This is a genomic window from Limnohabitans sp. T6-20, from assembly GCF_003063505.1.
Taxonomy (GTDB): Bacteria; Pseudomonadota; Gammaproteobacteria; order Burkholderiales; family Burkholderiaceae_C; genus Limnohabitans_A.
This window is the reverse complement of record NZ_NERW01000002.1, coordinates 294,807-315,833: the sequence shown is the minus strand read 5'-3', so window position 1 is coordinate 315,833 and position 21,027 is coordinate 294,807. Positions and strand designations below refer to the sequence as shown.

At 61.9% G+C, this 21,027-nt stretch carries 23 protein-coding genes; 9 read left to right on the top strand and 14 right to left on the bottom strand.

From position 1 onward, the window contains the following. Positions 1-2: 2 nt before the first annotated feature. The 3 genes from B9Z33_RS07770 to B9Z33_RS07760 all read right to left on the bottom strand — a co-directional run bounded on the left by B9Z33_RS07770 (position 3) and on the right by B9Z33_RS07760 (position 3,065). Entirely contained in the window at positions 3-1,196 is a 1,194-nt protein-coding gene (locus tag B9Z33_RS07770) for a mandelate racemase/muconate lactonizing enzyme family protein (protein WP_108286454.1), read from the bottom strand. 66 nt (positions 1,197-1,262) lie between these two features. Further along, on the bottom strand, positions 1,263-2,270 hold the full coding sequence (locus tag B9Z33_RS07765; RefSeq protein ID WP_108286453.1) for a TRAP transporter substrate-binding protein: 1,008 nt from the start codon (positions 2,268-2,270) through the stop codon (positions 1,263-1,265). Between the two features lie 48 nt (positions 2,271-2,318). Beyond that, complete coding sequence (locus tag B9Z33_RS07760) at positions 2,319-3,065, bottom strand: FadR/GntR family transcriptional regulator (protein WP_108286452.1); 747 nt, start codon at positions 3,063-3,065, stop codon at positions 2,319-2,321. 184 nt (positions 3,066-3,249) lie between these two features. Here B9Z33_RS07760 and B9Z33_RS07755 point away from each other — a divergent pair, with 184 nt between their 5' ends. Together B9Z33_RS07755 and denD are read left to right on the top strand one after the other, a co-directional pair. Next, positions 3,250-4,986: an IlvD/Edd family dehydratase gene (locus B9Z33_RS07755; RefSeq protein WP_108286451.1), complete on the top strand. Its 1,737-nt coding sequence runs from the start codon at positions 3,250-3,252 to the stop codon at positions 4,984-4,986. Positions 4,987-5,001: 15 nt separating this feature from the next. Continuing rightward, positions 5,002-6,006 carry a D-erythronate dehydrogenase gene (gene denD, locus B9Z33_RS07750; protein ID WP_108286450.1) on the top strand — a complete coding sequence of 335 codons (1,005 nt, stop codon included), beginning with the start codon at positions 5,002-5,004 and terminating at the stop codon, positions 6,004-6,006. Between the two features lie 48 nt (positions 6,007-6,054). On the opposite strand, the gene B9Z33_RS07745 is transcribed toward denD, so the two are convergent. Beyond that, the gene (locus tag B9Z33_RS07745; RefSeq protein WP_108286449.1) at positions 6,055-7,335 is read right to left on the bottom strand and encodes an alanine racemase; all 1,281 of its coding nucleotides are present in this window, start codon (positions 7,333-7,335) and stop codon (positions 6,055-6,057) included. A gap of 81 nt (positions 7,336-7,416) precedes the next feature. Here B9Z33_RS07745 and B9Z33_RS07740 point away from each other — a divergent pair, with 81 nt between their 5' ends. Genes B9Z33_RS07740 through B9Z33_RS07730 form a run of 3 tightly spaced genes read left to right on the top strand, consistent with a single transcriptional unit; the run spans position 7,417 to position 9,946 of the window. Beyond that, complete coding sequence (locus tag B9Z33_RS07740) at positions 7,417-8,379, top strand: sugar kinase (protein ID WP_108286448.1); 963 nt, start codon at positions 7,417-7,419, stop codon at positions 8,377-8,379. Beyond that, a complete protein-coding gene (locus B9Z33_RS07735) occupies positions 8,376-9,296 on the top strand; it encodes a 2-dehydro-3-deoxygalactonokinase (protein WP_108286447.1) in 921 nt (306 codons plus the stop codon). Before B9Z33_RS07740 ends, B9Z33_RS07735 begins: the two co-directional genes overlap by 4 nt. Further along, positions 9,293-9,946, top strand: a complete 654-nt coding sequence (locus B9Z33_RS07730) for a 2-dehydro-3-deoxy-6-phosphogalactonate aldolase (protein WP_108286446.1) — start codon at positions 9,293-9,295, stop codon at positions 9,944-9,946. Before B9Z33_RS07735 ends, B9Z33_RS07730 begins: the two co-directional genes overlap by 4 nt. A 47-nt stretch (positions 9,947-9,993) precedes the next feature. Here B9Z33_RS07730 and B9Z33_RS07725 read toward each other — a convergent pair whose 3' ends face one another. The 6 genes from B9Z33_RS07725 to B9Z33_RS07700 form a co-directional block, all read right to left on the bottom strand. After that, positions 9,994-10,530: a hypothetical protein gene (locus B9Z33_RS07725; RefSeq protein ID WP_108286445.1), complete on the bottom strand. Its 537-nt coding sequence runs from the start codon at positions 10,528-10,530 to the stop codon at positions 9,994-9,996. 263 nt (positions 10,531-10,793) lie between these two features. Further along, positions 10,794-11,216, bottom strand: a complete 423-nt coding sequence (locus tag B9Z33_RS07720) for a pirin-like C-terminal cupin domain-containing protein (RefSeq protein ID WP_158270193.1) — start codon at positions 11,214-11,216, stop codon at positions 10,794-10,796. 58 nt (positions 11,217-11,274) lie between these two features. Further along, positions 11,275-12,147: a pirin family protein gene (locus B9Z33_RS07715; protein ID WP_108286443.1), complete on the bottom strand. Its 873-nt coding sequence runs from the start codon at positions 12,145-12,147 to the stop codon at positions 11,275-11,277. A gap of 34 nt (positions 12,148-12,181) precedes the next feature. Beyond that, positions 12,182-12,904, bottom strand: coding sequence for a tRNA-uridine aminocarboxypropyltransferase (locus tag B9Z33_RS07710; RefSeq protein ID WP_369916735.1), 723 nt, complete (start codon positions 12,902-12,904; stop codon positions 12,182-12,184). A 45-nt stretch (positions 12,905-12,949) separates the two neighbouring features. Continuing rightward, positions 12,950-13,828, bottom strand: a complete 879-nt coding sequence (locus tag B9Z33_RS07705; protein ID WP_108286441.1) for a PA4780 family RIO1-like protein kinase — start codon at positions 13,826-13,828, stop codon at positions 12,950-12,952. Continuing rightward, positions 13,825-14,202: a VOC family protein gene (locus B9Z33_RS07700; RefSeq protein ID WP_108286440.1), complete on the bottom strand. Its 378-nt coding sequence runs from the start codon at positions 14,200-14,202 to the stop codon at positions 13,825-13,827. Before B9Z33_RS07700 ends, B9Z33_RS07705 begins: the two co-directional genes overlap by 4 nt. Positions 14,203-14,406: 204 nt before the next feature. Here B9Z33_RS07700 and B9Z33_RS07695 point away from each other — a divergent pair, with 204 nt between their 5' ends. Next, the gene (locus B9Z33_RS07695) at positions 14,407-14,961 is read left to right on the top strand and encodes a PaaI family thioesterase (RefSeq protein ID WP_108286439.1); all 555 of its coding nucleotides are present in this window, start codon (positions 14,407-14,409) and stop codon (positions 14,959-14,961) included. Next, positions 14,958-15,368 carry a lactoylglutathione lyase gene (gene gloA, locus B9Z33_RS07690; protein ID WP_108286438.1) on the top strand — a complete coding sequence of 137 codons (411 nt, stop codon included), beginning with the start codon at positions 14,958-14,960 and terminating at the stop codon, positions 15,366-15,368. Before B9Z33_RS07695 ends, gloA begins: the two co-directional genes overlap by 4 nt. Positions 15,369-15,716: 348 nt before the next feature. On the opposite strand, the gene eda is transcribed toward gloA, so the two are convergent. From eda to B9Z33_RS07675, 3 genes are all read right to left on the bottom strand, one after another. Continuing rightward, the gene (gene eda / locus B9Z33_RS07685; protein ID WP_108286437.1) at positions 15,717-16,364 is read right to left on the bottom strand and encodes a bifunctional 4-hydroxy-2-oxoglutarate aldolase/2-dehydro-3-deoxy-phosphogluconate aldolase; all 648 of its coding nucleotides are present in this window, start codon (positions 16,362-16,364) and stop codon (positions 15,717-15,719) included. Further along, positions 16,355-18,220 (bottom strand): phosphogluconate dehydratase, encoded by a 1,866-nt coding sequence (edd, locus tag B9Z33_RS07680; RefSeq protein ID WP_108286436.1) that lies wholly within the window; start codon positions 18,218-18,220, stop codon positions 16,355-16,357. Before edd ends, eda begins: the two co-directional genes overlap by 10 nt. 168 nt (positions 18,221-18,388) lie before the next feature. Continuing rightward, complete coding sequence (locus tag B9Z33_RS07675) at positions 18,389-18,610, bottom strand: hypothetical protein (protein WP_108286435.1); 222 nt, start codon at positions 18,608-18,610, stop codon at positions 18,389-18,391. 51 nt (positions 18,611-18,661) lie between these two features. Between B9Z33_RS07675 and B9Z33_RS07670 the strand changes: the two genes are divergently transcribed. Together B9Z33_RS07670 and pdxH are read left to right on the top strand one after the other, a co-directional pair. Beyond that, the gene (locus tag B9Z33_RS07670) at positions 18,662-19,279 is read left to right on the top strand and encodes a gamma-glutamylcyclotransferase (protein WP_108287048.1); all 618 of its coding nucleotides are present in this window, start codon (positions 18,662-18,664) and stop codon (positions 19,277-19,279) included. Between the two features lie 75 nt (positions 19,280-19,354). Further along, the gene (gene pdxH / locus B9Z33_RS07665; RefSeq protein ID WP_108286434.1) at positions 19,355-19,987 is read left to right on the top strand and encodes a pyridoxamine 5'-phosphate oxidase; all 633 of its coding nucleotides are present in this window, start codon (positions 19,355-19,357) and stop codon (positions 19,985-19,987) included. Positions 19,988-20,000: 13 nt separating this feature from the next. On the opposite strand, the gene B9Z33_RS07660 is transcribed toward pdxH, so the two are convergent. Beyond that, complete coding sequence (locus B9Z33_RS07660; RefSeq protein ID WP_108286433.1) at positions 20,001-20,957, bottom strand: AEC family transporter; 957 nt, start codon at positions 20,955-20,957, stop codon at positions 20,001-20,003. Positions 20,958-21,027: the final 70 nt, after the last annotated feature.

The following is a 21,027-nucleotide window of genomic DNA, read 5'->3' as shown; positions in this document are numbered from 1 at the left end:
GTTCAACGACTCACGCGCACCACCGCATCGGCCCGCTTGTGCAAATCGGGCAACAGCTGCAGGCCCAAACCCGGCTTGCCGTTCAGGCTGATCATGCCGTTTTTCACTTGGGGCAATTCGGTCACGAGTTCCTTGTACCAACCGGTGTAGAAAGCGCGCACGCTTTCCTGAATCAACGCATTGGGCGCGTGCAAAGACAAATGCGTGGACGCGGCCCACACCACAGGTCCGGTGCAATCGTGCGGGGCCACAGGCAATTGCCAGGCATCGGCCATGGCGGCGATCTTGCGCGCCTCGGTCAGCCCCCCGCACCAGCTGAGGTCAAGCATGGCGACACCGGCCACACCTGTTTGCAAATAGTCCTTGAAGCCCGATTTGTAGCTCAGCGTCTCGCTGGCACAGATCAACGCCTTGCAATCTACCGCGTATTGTTTGAGCAAGTCCAGACTGTCCATGCGGATCGCGTCTTCGTGCCAGAAGGTGTCGAACTCCTGCAAAGCACGGGATATTTTTTGGGCCATCGGCAAGCGCCACAGGCTGTGAAACTCGACCATGATGTCCATCTTGTCGCCCACCGCTTTGCGGATCTTGCGAAAGGGCTCCAGTGCCGTATTCAAGTCTTGCGGGCTGATGTACTGGCCGTGTGACTTTTCGGCGGCCATGTCAAAAGGCCAGATTTTCATGCCGGTGATGCCCTCGCTGAGCAGTGACTCGGCCACCTCGTCGGCACGGTGCAAAAATCCCTGCAGGTCTTCGTAAGGGCCGGCGCCCTGTTCCAAGCCCCAATTGCTGCTGGTCTGGTTCACGTTGCTGCGGATGTATTGGTAGCCCGCGCAGGTGTTGTAGACGCGGATCTCGTCACGGCTCTTGCCACCCAGCGCGGTGTAGACCGGCATGCCTGCGGCCTTGCCAAAGATGTCCCACAGCGCAATGTCCACCGCAGAGTTGCCGCGTGTTTCGGCACCAGACCCGCGCCAGCCCAAGTAGCCCGTGATGTCACGCTGGCGTGACTCGATGGCCAGGGGGTCTTGGCCCAGCAGTTTGGGGGCCGCCCATTCGTGCAGATAGGCCTCGACCGCTTGTGCGCCCATGAAAGTCTCGCCCAAGCCCACCAGGCCCTCATCGGTGTGCAGACGCACCCAGATGATGTTGGGGAATTCGTCCAGGCGAATGGTTTCAAGCTGGGTAATTTTCATGGCAACGTCAATATCAGACAATAAAAAAGCCCCACAGCTTGAGACCGTGGGGCTGGCAGATGTGGATCAACCTCCGCGTGCTTTTTTCAACTCGTCTTGCACGATCTTGATGGCGTCAGCACCAATCGAATCCTTGTGCTTTTCATACACCGATGCCACTTTGGCACGGATGCGGTTTTGCTCCGCAGCACTGACTTCGTTGATCAGCATGCCTTTGGTCTTGAGCGAGCCAAGTGACTTTTCGTTCAAGGCGCGGTTGGCCGCGCGTTCGACTTTCTGACCCTCAATGGCCGCTTCACGCAACAGCGCCTGCTCTTGGGGGTTCAGCTGGTCCCACAATTTTTTGCTGTAAAGGATCAGGAAGGGTGTGTAGGCGTGGCGTGTCACGCTCAGGTACTTTTGAACTTCATTGAACTTGGAGGTTTCAATGGTCACAAAGGGATTTTCTTGACCGTCGATTGCACGGCTCTCCAAAGCAGAGAACACCTCAGGGAAGGCCATGGGCACAGCATTGGTGCCCAAGGTCTTGAAGGTGTCCAGGAAGATGTTGTTTTGCATCACACGGACCTTGACGCCGTCAAAATCTTCGAGTTTGGTCACGGGACGCTTGCTGTTGGTCAGGTTGCGGAAACCGTTCTCCCAATAAGCCAAGTTCACGAGACCTGCTGCTTCAAGCTTGGCGTTGAAGTACTTGCCAGCCGGGCCGTCGAGCACCATGTCCGCTTCTTTTTCGTTGGCAAAGAGGAAGGGCAAGTCGAACACACCCAGCTCTTTGACAATGCCCACCAGCGGCGAGCTGGAGGTGCACACCATCTCTTGCGTGCCTGCACGCAGGGCCTGTGTGGCCTGCAGGTCACCGCCCGCCATGCCGCCCCAGAAGGCGGTGATCTTCATCTTGCCGCCGGATTTGGCGGTGATGATTTCCTGCATCTTTTTCACGCCCGCACCGACCGGGTGGTCTTCGTTGATGCCGTTGGTGAATTTGATGTTGCGCTCCGAGAACTGCGCCATGGCACTGCTGGCCACCAAGACGGTGCCTGCCAACAGGGTCACCAGATTTCTGCGTTTAAACATGTTTGTCTCCTTTTATAAAACACAGGTGTAAAAATCAGCACGAAAACGCTAAGCCACTTTGCGCAGGCGCGCGGAAGAGCGCGACATACCGGGTATTTTTTTGCGCGTGGACACCACGCGTTCAATGTCTTCATGGGCCCCATTGATCAGCACCATGATGGCCCGTTCGGCCTTGTCTGGTGCGTGTTTGATCACTGCATCGAGTACAGCGCGGTGCAGCGGCAGCGAACTGCGGGGTCCATCCTGGACTCGGGTGGAAATTTCAAAACTGGTGCGCAGCAAAGCACTCAAGGCCTTGCCCATCTGGATCAGCATGCGGTTGTGCGATGCATGCAGCAAGCCCTGGTGAAATCGCAGGTCGTGCACGACATAGTCACCGCCCTGCTCCACCGCACGCTTCATGCCGGCATAGGCCTCTTCGATAGCGGCGATGTCTTCGTCTGTGGCTTTTTCTGCGGCCAGCCGCACAGCGGCAGGCTCCACCACGCGGCGAAGCTCCTGCAAGTCGCGCAAGAACTCCGGCGTCAAACCGGCTTGGGCCTGCCAGGTGATGACATCGGGGTCAAACCAGTTCCACTGGTCATCATGGAGCACCCGCGTGCCCACTTTGGGGCCAGTGGAAATCAACCCTTTGGCCACCAGCGATTTGATGGCCTCGCGCACCACCGTGCGGCTGACCCCGAACTGCTCGCACAGCAAGGGCTCTGGCGGCAAACTCGCACCCACTGCATACTGGCCCGACAAGATGGCTTGCCCGAGCAAATCGAGGGTGTGACCGTGTGCGTTTTTGACCATAAGTAAGAAACTGATTTCAGCCAATCATATGATGAATGGATAATTCCAAACCTGCGGAAAACCCTGAAGAAAGGCATTTCATGCCAAGAAGTTCACGTTGTCTCAGGGTTTACATGGTGGCAACCCAAACCCATTCATCATACGATTGAATTTATTCACCAAACCATCGACTCAGGCACACAACATGTCCTCCTCTCCCCGCAAAAAACCCGAAGAACTCCGCAGCCAGCAATGGTTTGGCCGCCAGGACCGCGATGGCTTTGCCTACCGCAGCTGGGTCAAGGGCAAAGGCGTGCCGCACGACCAGTTCGACGGCCGCCCCGTCATTGGTATTTGCAACACCTTCAGCGAACTCACGCCCTGCAACTCGCACTTCCGCACCCTGGCCGAGCAGGTCAAGATCGGCGTGTACGAGGCCGGCGGCTTTCCACTCGAATTCCCCGTCATGTCGCTGGGCGAAACGCTGCTGCGCCCCACCGCCATGCTCTACCGCAATCTGGCGTCCATGGACGTCGAAGAAAGCATCCGCGGCAACCCCATCGACGGCGTGGTACTGCTCATGGGCTGCGACAAAACCACCCCCAGCTTGCTGATGGGCGCATCGAGCGCAGGCCTGCCCACCATCGGCGTGTCGGGCGGCCCCATGCTGAACGGCAAGTGGCGCGGCCAGGAACTCGGCTCGGGCACCGGCGTGTGGAGCATGAGCGAGCAGGTGCGTGCAGGCACGCTCAAACTGCAGGACTTCTTTGAAGCCGAAAGCTGCATGCACCGCAGCCACGGCCACTGCATGACCATGGGCACCGCCAGCACCATGGCCAGCATGGTCGAGGCCCTGGGCATTGGCCTGCCGGGCAACGCCGCCTACCCTGCAGTGGACGGCCGCCGCAATGTGCTGGCCCGCGAGGCTGGTCGGCGCATCGTCGAGATGGTGCACACCGACCAGACCATCAGCCAAGTGCTGACGCGCGAAGCCTTTGAAAACGCCATCCGCACGCTGGCCGCCATTGGCGGCTCGACCAACGCGGTGATCCACCTGATCGCGATTGCAGGCCGCCTGGGCCTCAAACTCACCGTGGACGACTTCGAGCGCTTGGGCAGCGAACTGCCTTGCCTCTTGAACCTGCAGCCTTCTGGCGAGCACCTGATGGAAGACTTCTGCTACGCCGGTGGCCTGCCCGTGGTCATGAAAGAGATCGAGCACCTGCTGCACAAAGACATCGTCACCGTGAGCGGCAAGACCGTGAGCGAGAACATTGCCAGCGCTGTGAACTACGACCCGCGCGTCATCAAGAAGTTCGACGAGCCCTTCAAGGAAAAAGCGGGCATCGCCATCTTGCGCGGCAACCTGGCGCCGCGTGGCGCGGTCATCAAGCCCAGCGCGGCCACCCCTGCGCTGATGGTGCACACCGGGCGCGCCGTGGTGTTTGAGGACAGCAACGACTTCCACAAACGCATCGACGACGAGAGTCTGGACGTCGATGAAAACTGCATTCTGGTGCTCAAGAACTGCGGCCCCAAAGGCTACCCCGGCATGGCCGAGGTGGGCAACATGCCGCTGCCGCCCAAGGTGCTGCGCAAAGGCATCACCGACATGGTGCGCATATCGGATGCCCGCATGAGCGGCACGGCCTATGGCACCGTGGTGCTGCACACCACGCCCGAGGCTGCAGCGGGCGGCCCACTGGCCGTGGTGCAAAACGGCGACATGATCGAGCTGAACGTGCCCGAGCGCAAACTGCAACTGCTCATCAGCGATGAAGAGCTGGCCAAGCGCTTGGCCCTTTGGGAAAAACCTGCCCCGGCCATGCAATCGGGCTACTGGAAGCTCTACATCGACCATGTGCTGCAAGCCGACGAAGGCGCAGACATGGACTTTTTGGTCGGCCAGCGCGGCGCGGCAGTACCCAAAGACAATCACTGATTCACGGAGAAAAGCATGCGAATTTTGATCACCGGCGGTGCCGGCTTTTTGGGCGCACGACTGGCCCGCGAGATTTTGAAAAAAGGCCAGCTCAATGGCCAAACCGTGACAGAAGTGGTGATTGCCGACCTGTTCCCCGCCCCTGCCGACTTGCTGGCCGATCCCCGCGTCAAAGGCCACGCTGGCCCCATGCTGGAGCAAGGTGACTTGTTCAAGACCGGGTTTGACGGCGTGTTCCATTTGGCCTCGGCCGTGTCGGGGGAGTGCGAACTCGACTTTGATTTGGGCCTGCGCTCCAACGTGGACAGCTCGCGCTTGCTGCTGGACAGCATCCGCGCCTCGGGTAAGGCATCACGCCTGGTGTTTGCCAGCTCGGTGGCCGTGTTTGGTCCTGACGCCGCCAACCCCATGCCAGCGCTGGTGGCCGACACCACATTGCCCACGCCGCAAACTTCTTACGGCACGCACAAGCTGATGATCGAGTACATGGTGGCCGATTACACGCGCAAGGGTTACATCGACGGCCGCTCGGCCCGTTTGATGACGGTGGCGGTGCGCCCCGGCAAGCCCAACGGCGCAGCGTCTTCGTTTTTCAGCGGCATCATCCGCGAGCCTCTGGCAGGCACCGACACCACTTGCCCGGTAGATGCCAGCGTCTCGCACCCTTTGTCATCGCCAGGCACCACCATCCACGGCCTGATCACCGTGTTCGAGGCCAGCCGAGAAGCCATGGGTGGCCGCATGGCCCTGAACCTGCCGGGCCTGAATGTGACCGTGGGCCAGATGTTGGCAGCACTCGAAAAAGTTGCAGGCCCTGCAGTCCGTGCCCGCGTGAAATTTGAACGCGATGAACGCATCGCGGGCATTGTGGACAACTGGGCCAAAGGCTGCACATTTGAACGCGCATATGCCTTGGGGCTGCGCGCCGATGCCAGCTTCGAGGCCATCATCGAACAATACATTGCCGACTGCAAAACACGCCCCGGCTACCCTGCCGAAGCCCTGAGTGGTTTGAAGTGAGTTGCCACAAAGCCGCCACGTGGATGCTGCGTGGCGGCTTTTTGTTTTTTAAAAATGCGTGCTGATCGCCCCGCTGATGCGGCCATCGTCTTCGATGACCGCCATCCAGCGCCACTTGTCAAAGGTGGTGCAGGGGTGAGAAATGCCCAAAGCCACCCGATCCCCCACCTGCGGCCAAAGGCCCTGTGCATCGAACGCCATGTGGGCGTGCTGATCGCTCAGCGCCTTGACCTGCCAGCTGACCGGCGTGGTCTGCAAGGTATCCGGCCCGCTTTGCCCGCGTGCCGCCCAACGCACCGGCATGGGCATGCACTGGTCAAACGACAGATCACGCCGACCGGCGCTCAAAATCGCCAGCCCCGGCTCAGGCACCGACTGCACCACGGCCCAGACCTCCAGCGCGGGCTGCAGCGACACGCTCAAGCCCTCACGCACCTCCACCAGCTTGAGGTAGCGGGCGTAGTTCCAGTGGTCGTGCGTCACATAACAACCCGAGCGCAACACGCCTTGCACCGGGCGACTTTGAACCTGCAGTTTCAACATCGGTATCACCAGATCGAACACGGCCGAGCCACCGGCCGAGAGCAGGACTTCGTCACTGCCCCACAGGTTCTGCGCATCGATCTGCTGCACCAGCGCATTCACGCTGCGTACCAGAGCGCTCACGGCCTCGATGTCGTGCGCACTGTCGCACCGGCCCAGTCCACCCTCGTAACACTCCACCCCGCCCAGGCGCACGACTGGCGAGGCCGCAATGGCCTGCGCCAAGGCCAAGGCTTGCTCGTGCGTGCGGCAACCGGTGCGGTAGCCCGCAATGCCCAGCTCCAGCAGCACGTCCCAACACCGGCCGTTGCCGCGCCGCGTGCCCCAATCGGCCAGGGCCTGCAGCTGCGCCAGCGAATCGACCAGAAACCAGACCCGCGACTGCGGGTGCTGACGCAACAAGCCATCCAGTCCATCCAGATCGGTATCGGACACCAGCTGGTTGGCGATGATGGCGCGCTGCGCCCCCGCCGCCAGGCCCACGCGCAGCTGGTGCACGTTGGCAAAGGTCATGCCCCAAGCGCCCGCCTGCAGCTGCATGCGGAACAACTCGGGCGACATGGTGGTCTTGCCGTGCGGTGCCAAGGCCACGCCTTTGCGCTGCACAAAGTCCTGCATCCAGGCCAGGTTGTGCGTCAGCGCCGGTCGGCGCAGCACGGCCACCGGGTAGGCCAGCGCGTCGTCGAGCAGGTTCCAGCCACGCTCACCCAACTGCGACACCGCGCAGGGCTCGGCCGCCAAGGGGTAGCCTTTGCAAGCGGCATTCAATACAAAATCGTGTTCCATGTTGCTGTGCTCCGTTCATCGCGTGGACCGCTTGCCTGTGATTTTCCCACTGCGGGCTGAGCCCTTTATGCTTTTATTCACATGATCCATACCGCCAAAACCCTCGACATTGTGGCCCTCGGCGAAGCCATGGTCGAGTTCAACCAAACCAAAGGCCAAGAGCCCGATGAAGCGCCGCTGTACTTGCAAGGCTTTGGCGGCGACACCAGCAACGCCGCCATTGCCGCAGCACGGGCGGGGGCTCGCGTGGCCTACCTGAGCCGCTTGGGCAGCGACCGCTGGGGCGACCGCCTCATGGACTTGTGGCAGCGCGAGAACGTGGACACCACCACCGTGCTGCGCGACGCCCAAGCGCCCACCGGCATGTACTTTGTGAGCCACGACGCGCAAGGCCACCATTTCAGTTACGCCCGTGCAGGCTCTGCGGCCAGCCGCATGCAACCACAAGACTTGGCGCATTGGCAAGACGCCATCGCCAGCAGCCAGTGGCTGCACCTGTCGGGCATCTCGCTGGCGATCTCAAGCTCAGCCTGCGACACGGCCTTGGCCGCCATGCAGCATGCTCGCAGCGTGGGCACGCGCGTGGCACTCGACTCCAACTTGCGCCTGTCGCTGTGGCCGCTGGCGCGTGCGCAGGCTTGCATCCGCCATGCCGTGGGCCTGTGCGATCTCTTTTTACCCAGCCTCGAAGACATGACCGCACTCACGGGCCTGACGCAAGCGCAGGACATCATCTGCTGGAGCCATGCACACGGCGCATCGCAGGTGGTACTCAAACTGGGGGCCGATGGCGCGTTGGCCAGCGATGGCCAGACGCAACGTATCGTGCCGGGCCACACCGTGCCAGCGGTAGACGCCACGGGCGCAGGGGACTGTTTTGCGGGCAACCTGTTGGCGCGTTTGTCGGCAGGTGACAGCCTGTGGGACGCCACCGCTTATGCCAATGCCGCAGCTTGCCTGTCGGTGCAAGGCTACGGTGCCGTGGCACCCTTGCCTCGGCGCGATGCCGTGTTGGGCCAGTTGATGAAAACCACACACCCATGAGCACTTCGGCACACCAACGACCTGTGATCGCCATCGACTGGGGCACCTCTTCGCTGCGCGGTGCACGCTTGGGCCAAGACGGTCAAGTGCTTGAGTCACGCGAATTTGCGCGTGGCATCCTCACCGTGCCACCAGGCCAGTTCGAAGCGGTGTTCGATGAGCACTTTGGCGACTGGATGCACGCGCCCGATGCACTGTGCCTGATCTCGGGCATGGCGGGCAACCGACAGGGCTGGCAAGAAGCGCCCTACTGCCCTTGCCCTGCGGGCTTTGCCGAACTGGGCCAGCACCTGCTGTGGCTGCAGCCCGGACGCATCGCTCTGGTGCCGGGCCTGAGCTGCATGGGCCAGGACGCCCTGCACACGCCCGATGTGATGCGGGGCGAAGAAGTGCAAATTTTCGGAGCGCTGCAACTGGCCGGACGAGACAGCGCCACGCTGGTGCTGCCGGGCACGCACAGCAAATGGGTGCAAGTGCAAAGTGGCCGCGTCACGCATTTCCAAACCTTCATGACGGGCGAGGTCTACGCCTTGCTCAGCCAACACTCGATCCTGGGCAAGACCCTCGATTTGAACGGCGCCTTCGATGAAGCAGCGTTCCTGCAAGGCGTGGATCAAAGCCAGAAAGCGGGCAGCGTGCTCAACAAACTGTTTGCAGTGCGCACCCTGGGTCTGTTTGACCGACTGCCCGCAGCAGCATTGCCCAGCTACTTGTCGGGCCTGCTGATTGGCGAAGAACTGCGCATCCAAGAGGTGCACCCAGCGCAGGGAGCAGTGATCCTGATCGGCAGCGATGCCCTCACCTTGCGCTACACCCTGGCCCTGCAACACCTGGGCATCGCCTGCCAAAGCCGGGGGGCCGAGGCCACCTGGGCGGGTCTGCATGCCCTGGCCTCCAACTTGACGAACCCGCCATGAACACCTTGAACACCGCCTACGACCCGAAAGAGGCATTGGCCCAAGCCATGACCCAGCTGCCCCTGATCGCCATCTTGCGCGGTCTGACCCCGGCCGAAGCGTCAGCCACAGGACAGGCGCTGGTAGACAGCGGCTTTGCCTTGATTGAAGTGCCCCTGAACTCGCCCCAGCCTTTGCAAAGCATCGCCACGCTCACGCAGCTGTTCCCGCAAACCCTGATCGGCGCAGGCACGGTGCTCAACATGCAGCAAGTCAAGGACGTGCATGCCGCCGGCGGCCGTCTCGTAGTCTCGCCCAACTTCAACCCCGCCGTGGTCACGCAAGCCCTGGCGCTGGGCATGGTGGTGCTGCCCGGTGTGGCCACCCCCACAGAGGCCTTTGCCGCGCTCGACGCGGGCGCACATGGCCTCAAGCTTTTTCCGGCCGAGATGATTTCACCGGCCACCGTCAAAGCCTTGCGCGCCGTGCTGCCGAAAGACGCTGCTTTGATGCCCGTGGGCGGCATCACCCCCGACAACATGGCAGCTTACCGCGCCGCAGGTGCCACCGGTTTTGGTTTGGGTTCGGCTTTGTATGCGCCGGGGTGCAATGCACAAGAAGTGCAAAACAAGGCGCAACTGTTTGTGCGGGCGTTTGGCAGGCTACGCTGACTGGGCATGACCTGTGCAGCGCGAAAAATGAAGCCTGTCGCGCGGGCTCACGCCATGTCAGATTCTTTCTTCCATGGCAAAAAAAGATCAAAGCGATCACGCACGGCAGGCAAACGGCCTGCGTTGCGCATGCTGACAAACACCATGCTCAATGCCAACAAGCGCAACAGCATGAGCAGGGTGAACGAGACAGAGGGATTGGCCAGGCGTTCCGGATAGACCGTGAACAAATCGAACACGAGATTGATGGCCCCTACAAGGCTAAAGGACCCGAAGACGATGCCCGGATACCAAGTGCGCAGGTAAGCGTAAACGCCAATGAACAGCACCCCCGACAGGAACCAGCCGCGGAAATACAGAAAATTGGCCATCTGGTTGACCACCATGGGCTCCGACGACAGCCGCGCTGCAAGCACATGCGGATAAAGCAGCAATGCGAGGGCATAAGTGAAAACCACTGCGGCCACAAACCAGAAGCGCAGCGGGAAAAAGCGGTCGACCAACGGCCTGTTTTGCTGACCCCAGCCGACGATGAGCGCTTCCAATTCGGCTGCGCTGACCAGTGGCTTGTTCGGTTCGTTCATGGACGGTATTTCCTGACTTGATGAGGCCTGTGTCAAAACACCACGGCGCTTCACGTTTCCAATGAAAATATGAATTTCAATTTATAATCTAATTTTAATGAAATTATTGTTATTAATGTATTTCAATCAGGCTTCTTTACCCTCGTGAGCCCGTGTCTCGTGACCCCATCTGCCACAAGCTTGGTAGCTGGTTTTGATGTCACGACTTTGGCTGCACCTGGGTGACCCACGAGCCAAGGCCTCGGCCTTGCATTTACACCGGCTTAAAACGGCACCGCAGGCCCGGCGACACGCTGCGTCTCACCCGCAATGGCGTCAAACCCGCCCTCGTTCCAGCGTCTGGCCGCAGCGGCAATCCGCTGGGGGTCAACCGACACATAGTTCCACCACATGCGCACAGCTTGTGCCAAAGGCGCACCGCCGATCACCACAAAGCGTGCGCCCTGCGCGCCTGCAGCGATGGCAGACGTCTCGCCGGGCACCAGCACCACCATCTCCTGCGCAGCCACGTCTTGCCCGTTGACCTGCAAGGCCTGTTCCGGGCTGTAAATGGCCATCTCGCGGGCCATCGCAGGCAAGGCCCAGCTGCTGTGCGCTGGCAGCTGCACATCCAGATACAAGGTGGGCGATGCAGCACGGACCGGGCTGCGCTGGCCCAAGGCCTCGCCCACCAGCACGCGCAACACAGCACCGCCGGGTTCGGTGCAGACAGGGATGTCGAGGCCCTTTCAGAGGCGATGAACCTCAGGCGGTCTCACCCAGACGCCCATCGCGGAAATCCGCCAGCGCCTGGTAAATCTCTTCGGTGGTGTTCATCACAAACGGGCCGTACTGCACGATGGGCTCTTTGAGCGGTTTGCCCGAAACCAGAATGAACCGGGCATCGGTGCTGGCTTCGATCACCACGCCATCGGCCTGCGAGGTGTTCGCCAGAATGGCCATGCGCTGCACGGGCACGGCCTGGCCAACGATTTGCACTTCGCCACGGTAGACATAGATGAAGGCGTTGTGGCCTTCGGCCAGCGTCTGCTCAAAACGTGCGCCCTGCGGCATGTGCACGTCCAGATACACCGGCTGTGTGATCTCGCGGGTCACGGCCCCTTGCACACCGTGGCTGGAGCCCGCGATCACCGTGACCTGCACGCCATCGGGCGTGGTCAGTTTGGGCAGCTGCTCGTTCTGGAAGTCGCGGTACCAGGGCGCGTTCATTTTTTCGCTGCTGTGCAAGTTCAGCCACAGCTGAAAGCCCTCCATCACGCCTTCTTCTTGCTGCGGGATTTCGGAGTGGATCACGCCCTTGCCTGCGGTCATCCATTGCACGCCGCCGTTTTCCAACAAACCTTCGTTGCCCGCGCTGTCGCGGTGCAACATGCGCCCGGCCAGCATGTAGGTCACGGTTTCAAAGCCCCGGTGCGGGTGGTCCGGGAAACCGGCGATGTAGTCGTCGGGCTTGTCGCTGCCAAAGGCGTCGAGCATCAAAAACGGGTCCAGTCGCTGCTGCAGGTTTTGCGTGAGCACACGGTTGAGCTTGACGCCTGCGCCATCCGATGTGGCCTGGCCGGTGACCAGGCGCTCGATGGTGCGGGACATATGGACGGTAGATGGGGTGTTGGACATGGGGGCTCCTTGTTCAAGTTCAGGGGGCTCGGGCTCAGCCCGACTTCAAACCCCTCAATTGTGAATGCGCTGGCCCGCCCAAGTCAGGCGGCAGCTGGTGTTTGGCTTGCAGGTAATGGTGGGTGTACACCGCCAGCCAAGCCTGCAGGGTCTGTGCCGCATGGGCTTCGCCTGCCAGATCGAGGCACAGCGAGGCGACTTCGCTGGTGCAAAAGTGGTCGTCGCGTCGCGAGCGTCGTAGCTTGTAAGCCGAGACCTGTTCGGGGTTCAGGCTCAGCACCGGCAGCTTGTCCAGATACGGGCTTTTGCGGAACATCTTGCGCGCTTCGGGCCATGTGGCATCGAGCAAGATGAACAAGACTCGCTTGCCAGCATCCGGCGTCTGAACCGTGTCAGTGACCCGCTCGGGTTCGACAAACTCACCCGGAAAAACCACCACCGGCTGCCACTGCGGATCGGCCAGCAGCGCCAGCAAAGCGGGGTCAACCTCCGTGCGGGCCCAGCCAAAAGCAAAGGTGTCAGGCACCACATCCGCAATCAGCCAGCCGGTGTTGCTGGGTTTGAGCGGCTCAATGTCGGCCATCAGCAAACACACGCCAGCCTTTGTGGGCACAACAGACCGCAAGTCGCACAGGCAGTGGCTGGGCACCAGCCGGCAGCCGGGGCAGCGCTCGCCCTTGATGCCGCCCCGCGCCAGAAAGGGTTTGGCGCTGCGGGCCAGCCGGGCGGTGCGCAAGCGCGACACCGCGTGCGGCATGGGGTCCAGCTCAGACGTTGTCGAACTCATGCGCTGAGTCAATCGTCAAACCGCCGCAGCCATGCGCAAACGGCGCGCAGCTTCTTCATCGCGAGCGTCGTCAATTTCACGCAACACGGCCTGCATGTCCACATCGGCCGTCGAGCGCTCGAAGCGGCCGGTGAGCGGGGTCTCGTTGCTCAGCAAACCGGCTTGGTACAGGCTCCAGATTTCGGGGCCGTATTCGGTCTGGCGCAACTCGGGCGCGAACTGCCCAAAGAAATCCCGCAAGTTGCCCACATCGCGCATCAGCATGCGCTGGGCGTGGTTGTTGCCTGCCGCGTCCACGGCCTGGGGCAAGTCGATGATGACGGGCTCGTCCACCCCAGGCTGATCGCCCTCGTCAGGGATGTGCGCCAGCAAAATGTTGAACTCCGACAAGTCGCCATGCACCACACCCGCGCACAGCATGCGCACCACTTCGGCGATCAGGGTAGCGTGGTGTTGCAGGGCCTGAGCAGGCGTGAAAGCCACATCGTTCAGGCGTGGCGCAGCGTCGCCATGGGCGTCGGTCACCAGCTCCATGAGCAGCACGCCATCAAAAAAGTTGAACGGTTTGGGCACGCGCACGCCGGCTGCGGCCAAGCGGTACAGCGCATCCACTTCGGCGCTTTGCCAGGCGGCTTCTTGCTCTTGCCTACCGAACTTGCTGCCCTTGGCCATGGCCCGGGCCGAGCGCGAGTTTTTGACCTTGCGGTTTTCGGTGTAGTCCACCGCTTGGCGAAAACTGCGGTGGGTGGCTTCTTTGTAAATCTTGGCGCAGCGGGTTTCGTCCCCGCAGCGCACCACGAACACCATGGCCTCTTTGCCACTCATGAGCTGGCGCACCACGGTGTCGATCAGCCCCTCTTCCACGAGGGTCTGCAGTCTGGGCGGAGCCTTCATCCAGGGCGATGCAAGGCGCAGAGCTTGTTGCCGTCCGGGTCGCGCAAGTAGGCCAGGTACAGCTTGCCCGCAGGGGTTTCACGGAAACCCGGTGGGTCTTCGCAGGTGGTGCCGCCGTTGGCTACGCCCGCCGCGTGAAAAGCATCGCCCTGCTCAGCCGACTGCACGGTGAAGCCAATGGTGCTGCCGTTGCCATGTGTAGCGGGCTCGCCGTTGATGGGCGTGGTGATGGCAAAGGTGCCCGTGGGGCTGCGGTAGAAATAGCGGTTCTTGTTGGCCACGCCCGGGCCGTGACCCAAGGTGCCGAGCACGGCGTCGTAAAACTTTTTAGAGACCTCGAGGTCATTCACACCCAACATCACATGACTGAACATGGCTTTTCTCCGTTAGAACCCGGGATCGGGCGATTTGAATCTGGCAATGGTACTTGAAGCGCTGTGCCATGAGATACAAGCAACCGAGCCACAAAGTCGCCAAGGTGGTTGCCTTGGCGGGTGGCCATGCGGCAAGCTCTGCCCTCGATGCCATCCTCCATCTGAACCCAGGCTGCAAGGCCCTTTTTAAATCTGGACACGACTTTGAACACACCGACCAACCTGCTCGACACCTGGCTGGCGCAAGAGCAAGAAATACGAACCCGCTTGGACGCAGGCGCAGGCCCCGGCGTAGCCCGCCCTGACCAAGTGGCCGGCAAAACCGGGCTGGAGGTCATGCAAGGCCTGCTCAGCGGCGAGCTGCCCTACGCCCCCATTGCCAAAACACTGGACTTTTTGCTGATCGAAGTCAGCCCGGGCCAGGCGATTTTTCAAGGGGCGCCTGGCCTGCAGCACATGAACCCACTGGGCACCGTGCATGGCGGCTGGTTTGCCACCCTGCTCGACTCGGCCCTGGGCTGCGCGGTGCACACCATGATGCCGCCCGGGCGGGGCTACACCACGGCCGACCTGAGCGTGAAACTGGTCAAGGCCCTCACCCCCAAAGTGCAGCGCGTGCGGGCCATTGGCCAGGTGGTGCACTGCGGCCGCCAGCTGGCCACCGCCGAGGCCCGACTGGTCGGCCCGGATGGCACCTTGTACGCCCATGCCAGCACGGCCTGCCTTGTTTTTGAAATGCCTGCACAATCGAAATCATGAGACTTCTACACACCATGCTGCGCGTTGGCAACCTTCAACGCTCCATCGACTTCTACACCCAGGTGCTGGGCATGAAACTACTGCGCACCTCGGAAAACCCCGAGTACAAATATTCGCTGGCCTTTGTGGGTTACGGCAACAACCCGGATCATGCCGAGCTGGAGTTGACCTACAACTGGGGCGTCGAAACCTACGAGATGGGCACGGCCTACGGCCACATCGCGCTGGGTGTGCCCGACGCCTATGCCGCTTGCGAAAAGATCAAGGCTGCTGGCGGCAAAGTGACGCGTGAAGCAGGCCCCGTCAAAGGCGGCACCACCGTGATTGCGTTTGTGACCGACCCCGATGGCTACAAGGTGGAGCTGATCCAGCGGGCCGAATACGCGGGTGGGCAGGGGCTTCGCTGAAGCCTGACACCTGACGGGTGTGGGTGGTCAACCCAGTGCGCTGGTGCAGATGGTCACCCCATTGCTCTGGTGTGGGAGGCTGCCCCTGCGGCCGAATGGTCATCGTGGCCTGAATGGATGCACTTGCACACCCGGCATTCGCGAGCGGGGGCTCGCTCCCACAAAGAAGAGAGGCACCTCCACTGAGGGAGGACTTTGGACTGTTTATTGGGCTTAGGCTGTTTTGTGGGAGGCTGCCCCCGCAGCCGAATGAATGCAGTGGCTTGGCCGCCATTCGCGAGCAGGGGCTCGCTCCCACAAGGGAAGCGATGACTCATGAGCGGGTTCGCTCATACACCACTGCCAATTTCAACGCGGCAACTGGCTCGCCTCACGCGCCAGCGCTTCAATGCGTGCCCAGTCGCCTTGGGCCAGCGCATCCGCAGGCACCAACCATGAGCCGCCCACGCAAGCCACGTTGGGCAAGCTCAGCAAGTCATTCGCGTTTTGCTGCGTCACGCCGCCCGTGGGGCAGAACTTCACATCAAAGAACGGGCCGCCCCAGGCCTTGAGCATGGCGGGGCCGCCCGCTTGCATGGCCGGGAAGAACTTGAGTTCGGTGTAGCCATCTTCTTGGGCCATCATGATTTCGCTGCCGGTGGCCACGCCAGGCAACAGCGACAAACCGTTGTCGCGGCAAGCCTGGCCCACCGTGCGTGTGTAACCGGGGCTGACGGCAAAACGGGCACCGGCTTTGGCGGCTGCAGCCGCATCGGCGGCGCTGCGCACCGTGCCCGCGCCGACCACGGCACCGGGCACTTCTTTGGCTATAGCTTCCATGCAGGCCAGTGCCTGCGGGGTGCGCAGGGTCACTTCGAGCATGCGGATGCCGCCTGCCACCAGGGCGCGGGCCATGGGCACGGCGTGGGCCACGTCGTTGAGCACGATCACGGGGATCACGGGGGCGTCCTGCATCACTTGCAGGGCGGTCAAATTTCCACTCAGATTCACAGCCATGTGCAGGCTCCTTCTTCGGCTTTGAGCGCATTGCGGCGCAGGTTGGCAAACAGTTCACGGCCCATGCCCACGCCGTTGGCGGCGCGCAGCCCGGCGGGCATTTGGGCCAGTGGGCGGGCGGCCCATTCGGCCTCGCTGACCAGCACCTGCAAGGTGCCATTCACGCCATCGAGGCGAATCAGGTCACCGTCTTGCACTTTGGCCAGCGGGCCACCGGCGGCGGCTTCGGGCGAGACGTGGATGGCGGCGGGCACTTTGCCCGAAGCACCACTCATGCGGCCATCGGTGACCAGCGCCACCTTGAAGCCCTTGCCTTGCAGCACGGCCATGGGCGGGGTGAGTTTGTGCAGCTCGGGCATGCCATTGGCCTGCGGGCCTTGCCAGCGCACTACACACACGACCCCACCCGAAGGGTGGCTCAAACACAGACGGTCCAGCTCGCCCGCCTTGAACGCGGCATGCAGCTCGTCTTGCGAGCTGAACACACGCGCAGGGGCTTCGATGGTGTGCAGTTCTTCGGGCACGGCCGAGATCTTGATCACGCTGCGACCCAGATTGCCTTGCAACAACTTGAGGCCACCCGAGGCACTGAACGGGCTGGACGCAGGACGCACGACGGTATCGTCCTTGCTAGCCCCGGCGTCATACCAGACCAATTGGCCATTTTGGGCAGACGGGATGCGGGTGAATTCACGCAAACCGCCAGCGCGCACCGTCAGCACATCGGCGTGCATCAGCCCGGCGTCGAGCAGCTCGCGGATCACGTAGCCCGGGCCGCCTGCGGCCTGGAACTGGTTCACGTCGGCGCTGCCGTTGGGGTACACGCGGGTCAGCAGGGGCACCACATCGGACAGGGCCGAGAAGTCGTCCCAGTCGATCACGATGCCCGCCGCACGCGCAACCGCCACCCAGTGGATCAGGTGGTTGGTCGAGCCGCCGGTGGCCAGCAGGGCCACCATGGCATTCACAATGCAGCGCTCGTCGACCAGTCGGCCGATGGGGGTGAAGTTTTGGCCTTTGACCAGCGCCAGCACGGTGCGGGCCGCTTCGCGGGTGAGTTCAGCGCGAACGCCCTCGCCCGGGTTGATGAAGGCCGTGCCCGGCACATGCAAGCCCATGGCTTCGAGCAGCATTTGGTTGCTGTTGGCCGTGCCATAAAAAGTGCAGGTGCCTTCGCCGTGATAAGCCTTGGATTCGGCTTCGAGCAATTCTGGACGGCCCACCAGGCCCACCGCTGCTTGTTCGCGCACCTTGGATTTTTCGCTGTTGGACAGGCCGCTGGTCATGGGGCCTGCGGGAACAAACACCGTGGGCAAATGGCCAAACTGCAAAGCGCCGATCAGCAGGCCTGGCACGATCTTGTCGCACACGCCCAGCATCAGGGCGGCGTCAAACACATCGTGGCTGAGCGACACGGCCGTGGCCATGGCGATCACGTCGCGGCTGAACAGGCTCAATTCCATGCCCGGTGTGCCCTGGGTCACGCCGTCGCACATGGCGGGCACGCCGCCGGCCACCTGGGCGGTGGCGCCCAGTTTGCGGGCTTCGTCTTTGATGAGGTTGGGGTAGTGTTGCAGCGGGGCGTGGGCCGAGAGCAGGTCGTTGTAGGCGTTGACGATGCCAATGTTGGGCGCACGCGGGGCCACCACCTTGATTTTGTCGAGCGCCGTGGCGCGGCCCTTGTCGCCCTCGGGCATGGCAGCAAAGGCATGGGCCACGTTGGCGCAACCCAGGCGCTGGGCCCCGGGGTCGCGCTGGGCAGCGGCATCGACCTGCTGCAAATAGGCCTGACGGGTCGGGCGGCTGCGCTCGGTGATGCGGGCGGTCACAGCGGCCAAAATCGGATGGAGTGTCATGTTTTGACGCCGGGGTCGGCGTGGTAACTAAATTACATAACCGATGGTAACCGCGTTCCATGGTTTGGGGGCGTTTGGCGAGTTACAGAAGGGGTACAACTCGCAAACGCTGGATTGAAGGCGTAAAAAAACCCGCCAAGGCGGGTTTTTTTGAAGGCCAGTGACGGATCACTTGGCGGCAGATGCCTCGGCAGCAGCAGGGGCGGCGGAGGCTTCGGCTGCGGGTGCAGAGGCCTCAGCGGCTGGGGCGGTCACGGCCGCTGGCGCTGCAGGCGCTGCTTTTTTGCTTTTGGCAATGCCAAAGCCAATCGCCAGGCCGACGGCCAGCACGATCACAGCCACCAAAACGGCCCAAACTACGGGTTGATTGTCATCTTGAGGGGTCGACATGTGTGTTTTCTCCGAAAATAGTGGCGAGATTGTAATGGGGCCTTGTTGCACATGACTGACAGCTTCACCCAAACCGAAACCCACCCCTCGCCACCAGAGGAGGCCACGGCATTTCAAAGTGACTTGCTGGAACGCTTTCGCAGCCAATGCGCCATGGGCCAGGACTTGTGGGTGTTTGCTTACGCATCCTTGTTGTGGCGGCCTGAATTTGAGGCCGTTGAGCAGCACACCACCAAGGTCTGGGGATGGCACCGCGCACTCAAGATGTGGAGCCGCCTGAACCGGGGCAGTCCGCAATGCCCGGGGCTGGTGTTTGCCCTGCTGCCTGGCGGCAGCTGCCAAGGCGTGGCCTACAAGATTGCCAAGGACCAAGCAGACGAAGTGCTGACCCGGCTGTGGGCCAGAGAAATGCCCATGGACGTTTACACGCCCAACTGGCTGCCTTGCTCAACCCCCAAGGGTCCGGTCAAGGCCCTGGCATTCACCCTGCCCCGCAGCAGCCCCAGCTTCACCGGCAATTTGACCGCCGACACTTACCGGCAAATCTTCCAGCAAGCCAGCGGGCGCTTTGGCACCACACGCGACTACGCTTTGCAAACCTACCGCAGCTTGCAGGCCCATGGCATCGAAGACCGGGCCCTGGCCGCCTTGCTGCGTCATGCCGACTGAGATGTTCTGACGCTTTCCGACCCCTGACTGACCTGAAGCCATGCGGCACCGAAACCGCTGCCTATACTTGACACCATGAACATCGCCGACCTGCGCAAGAGCTACGAAAAAGCAGAGCTCAACGAAAACGCCTCCCACGCCAACCCCTTGAAGCAATTCGAGCAATGGCTGCAAGAGGCCATCGCTTCGGAAGTCCCCGAGCCCAACGCCATGACACTGGCCACGGTGGCCAGCAACCTGCGTCCCAGCACTCGGGTGGTGCTGATCAAGGGTTACGACGAACGCGGCATTGTCTGGTACACCAACTACGCCAGCCAAAAAGGCCAGGAGTTGGCAGGCAACCCCTTTGCGGCGCTGCAGTTTCACTGGGTCGAGCTGGAACGGGTGGTGCGCATCGAGGGCCGTGTGGAGAAAATCAGCGACGAAGAAAGCGATGCATACTTCCACAGCCGCCCACTGGACTCGCGCATCGGCGCTTGGGCCTCACCCCAAAGCCAAGTGATCGACGGCCGCACGGTGCTGGTGACCAACGCCGCCAAATACGCGGCGCAGTTCATGCTCAACCCCCCTCGCCCACCCCACTGGGGCGGCTACCGACTGGTACCCGACCAATGGCAGTTTTGGCAAGGTCGAAAGAGCCGCCTGCATGACCGCCTGCGTTACACGCAAGACGGTGGCCAGTGGTTGCGCGAGCGCCTGGCCCCCTGAACCAGCGACACGGTCAGACGGGCAACAAAGGCAACACCGCCATGACCGCCGTCACGCTCACCACGGCCATCGCGGTGGACACGGCCACGCCCGCGGTGACAGCGTCTTCTTCTTTGCGGTAGCGCTGCGAGAACAAAAAGACATTGGCTCCGATGGGCAAAGCCGCCGCCACCGTCATGACGGCCAAATGCAGCCCACGCAAACCCAGCAACCAGCCCACCGCCAGCATCAGCACGGGATGGACCACGGTTTTCACCAAAGACAATTTCAGGGCAGACATGAACTGCTTGCCAATCGGCGTTTGTGACAACGTGATGCCCACAAGCACCAAAGCAATCGGACCAAAAGCACTGCCCAGCAAGGCCAAGGGTCGGTCCACCACCGGGTGCAAGCCCCAGCCGGTCTGGGCATAGACCAAACCCACCAGAATCGGCAAAGGCACGGGGTGGATGATGGCGTTGCGCACCGCAGACGCCACCGTGCGCCAAACAGCCCGGCGCTCGCCGGACAGAGCGGCGTGCTCGCTGGCGACTTGCAACTCCAGCACCAGCGTGGCCGCACTCAGCAAGACCAAGGCGTGCAATGAGATCAAGGTGAACAGCAACACCTGTCCCTCTTGCCCATAGGCCAAGCCGATCAAGGGCACGCCGATCATCAAGGTGTTGCTGAAAATACTGGCCAATGCCAGCACCGAAGCGCGGCTGTTACGACCATAGAGCCAGAGCATGGTGACAAACAAGGCCCCAGCCACCAGGAAATACTGCGCCACAGGTTTGAAATCCAGCTGCTCAATGCGCACGCTGCTCATGGTGCGAAACAAGAGTGCTTGGGTCAGCACCAAAAACACCAGATTGGACAAGTCGCGCACCGACTCGCCGCGCACCAGCTTGGCCTTGCCCGCCACAAAGCCAATCAAGATCAGCAACACCACGGGCAGCAATGACGACAAAACGGGATGATCAAGGTACATGCCCGGATTATCCCGTTGACTCAGCCGCTCAAATGGCGGAAACCACGTAGCGCCGCCGCCTAGGCGACGC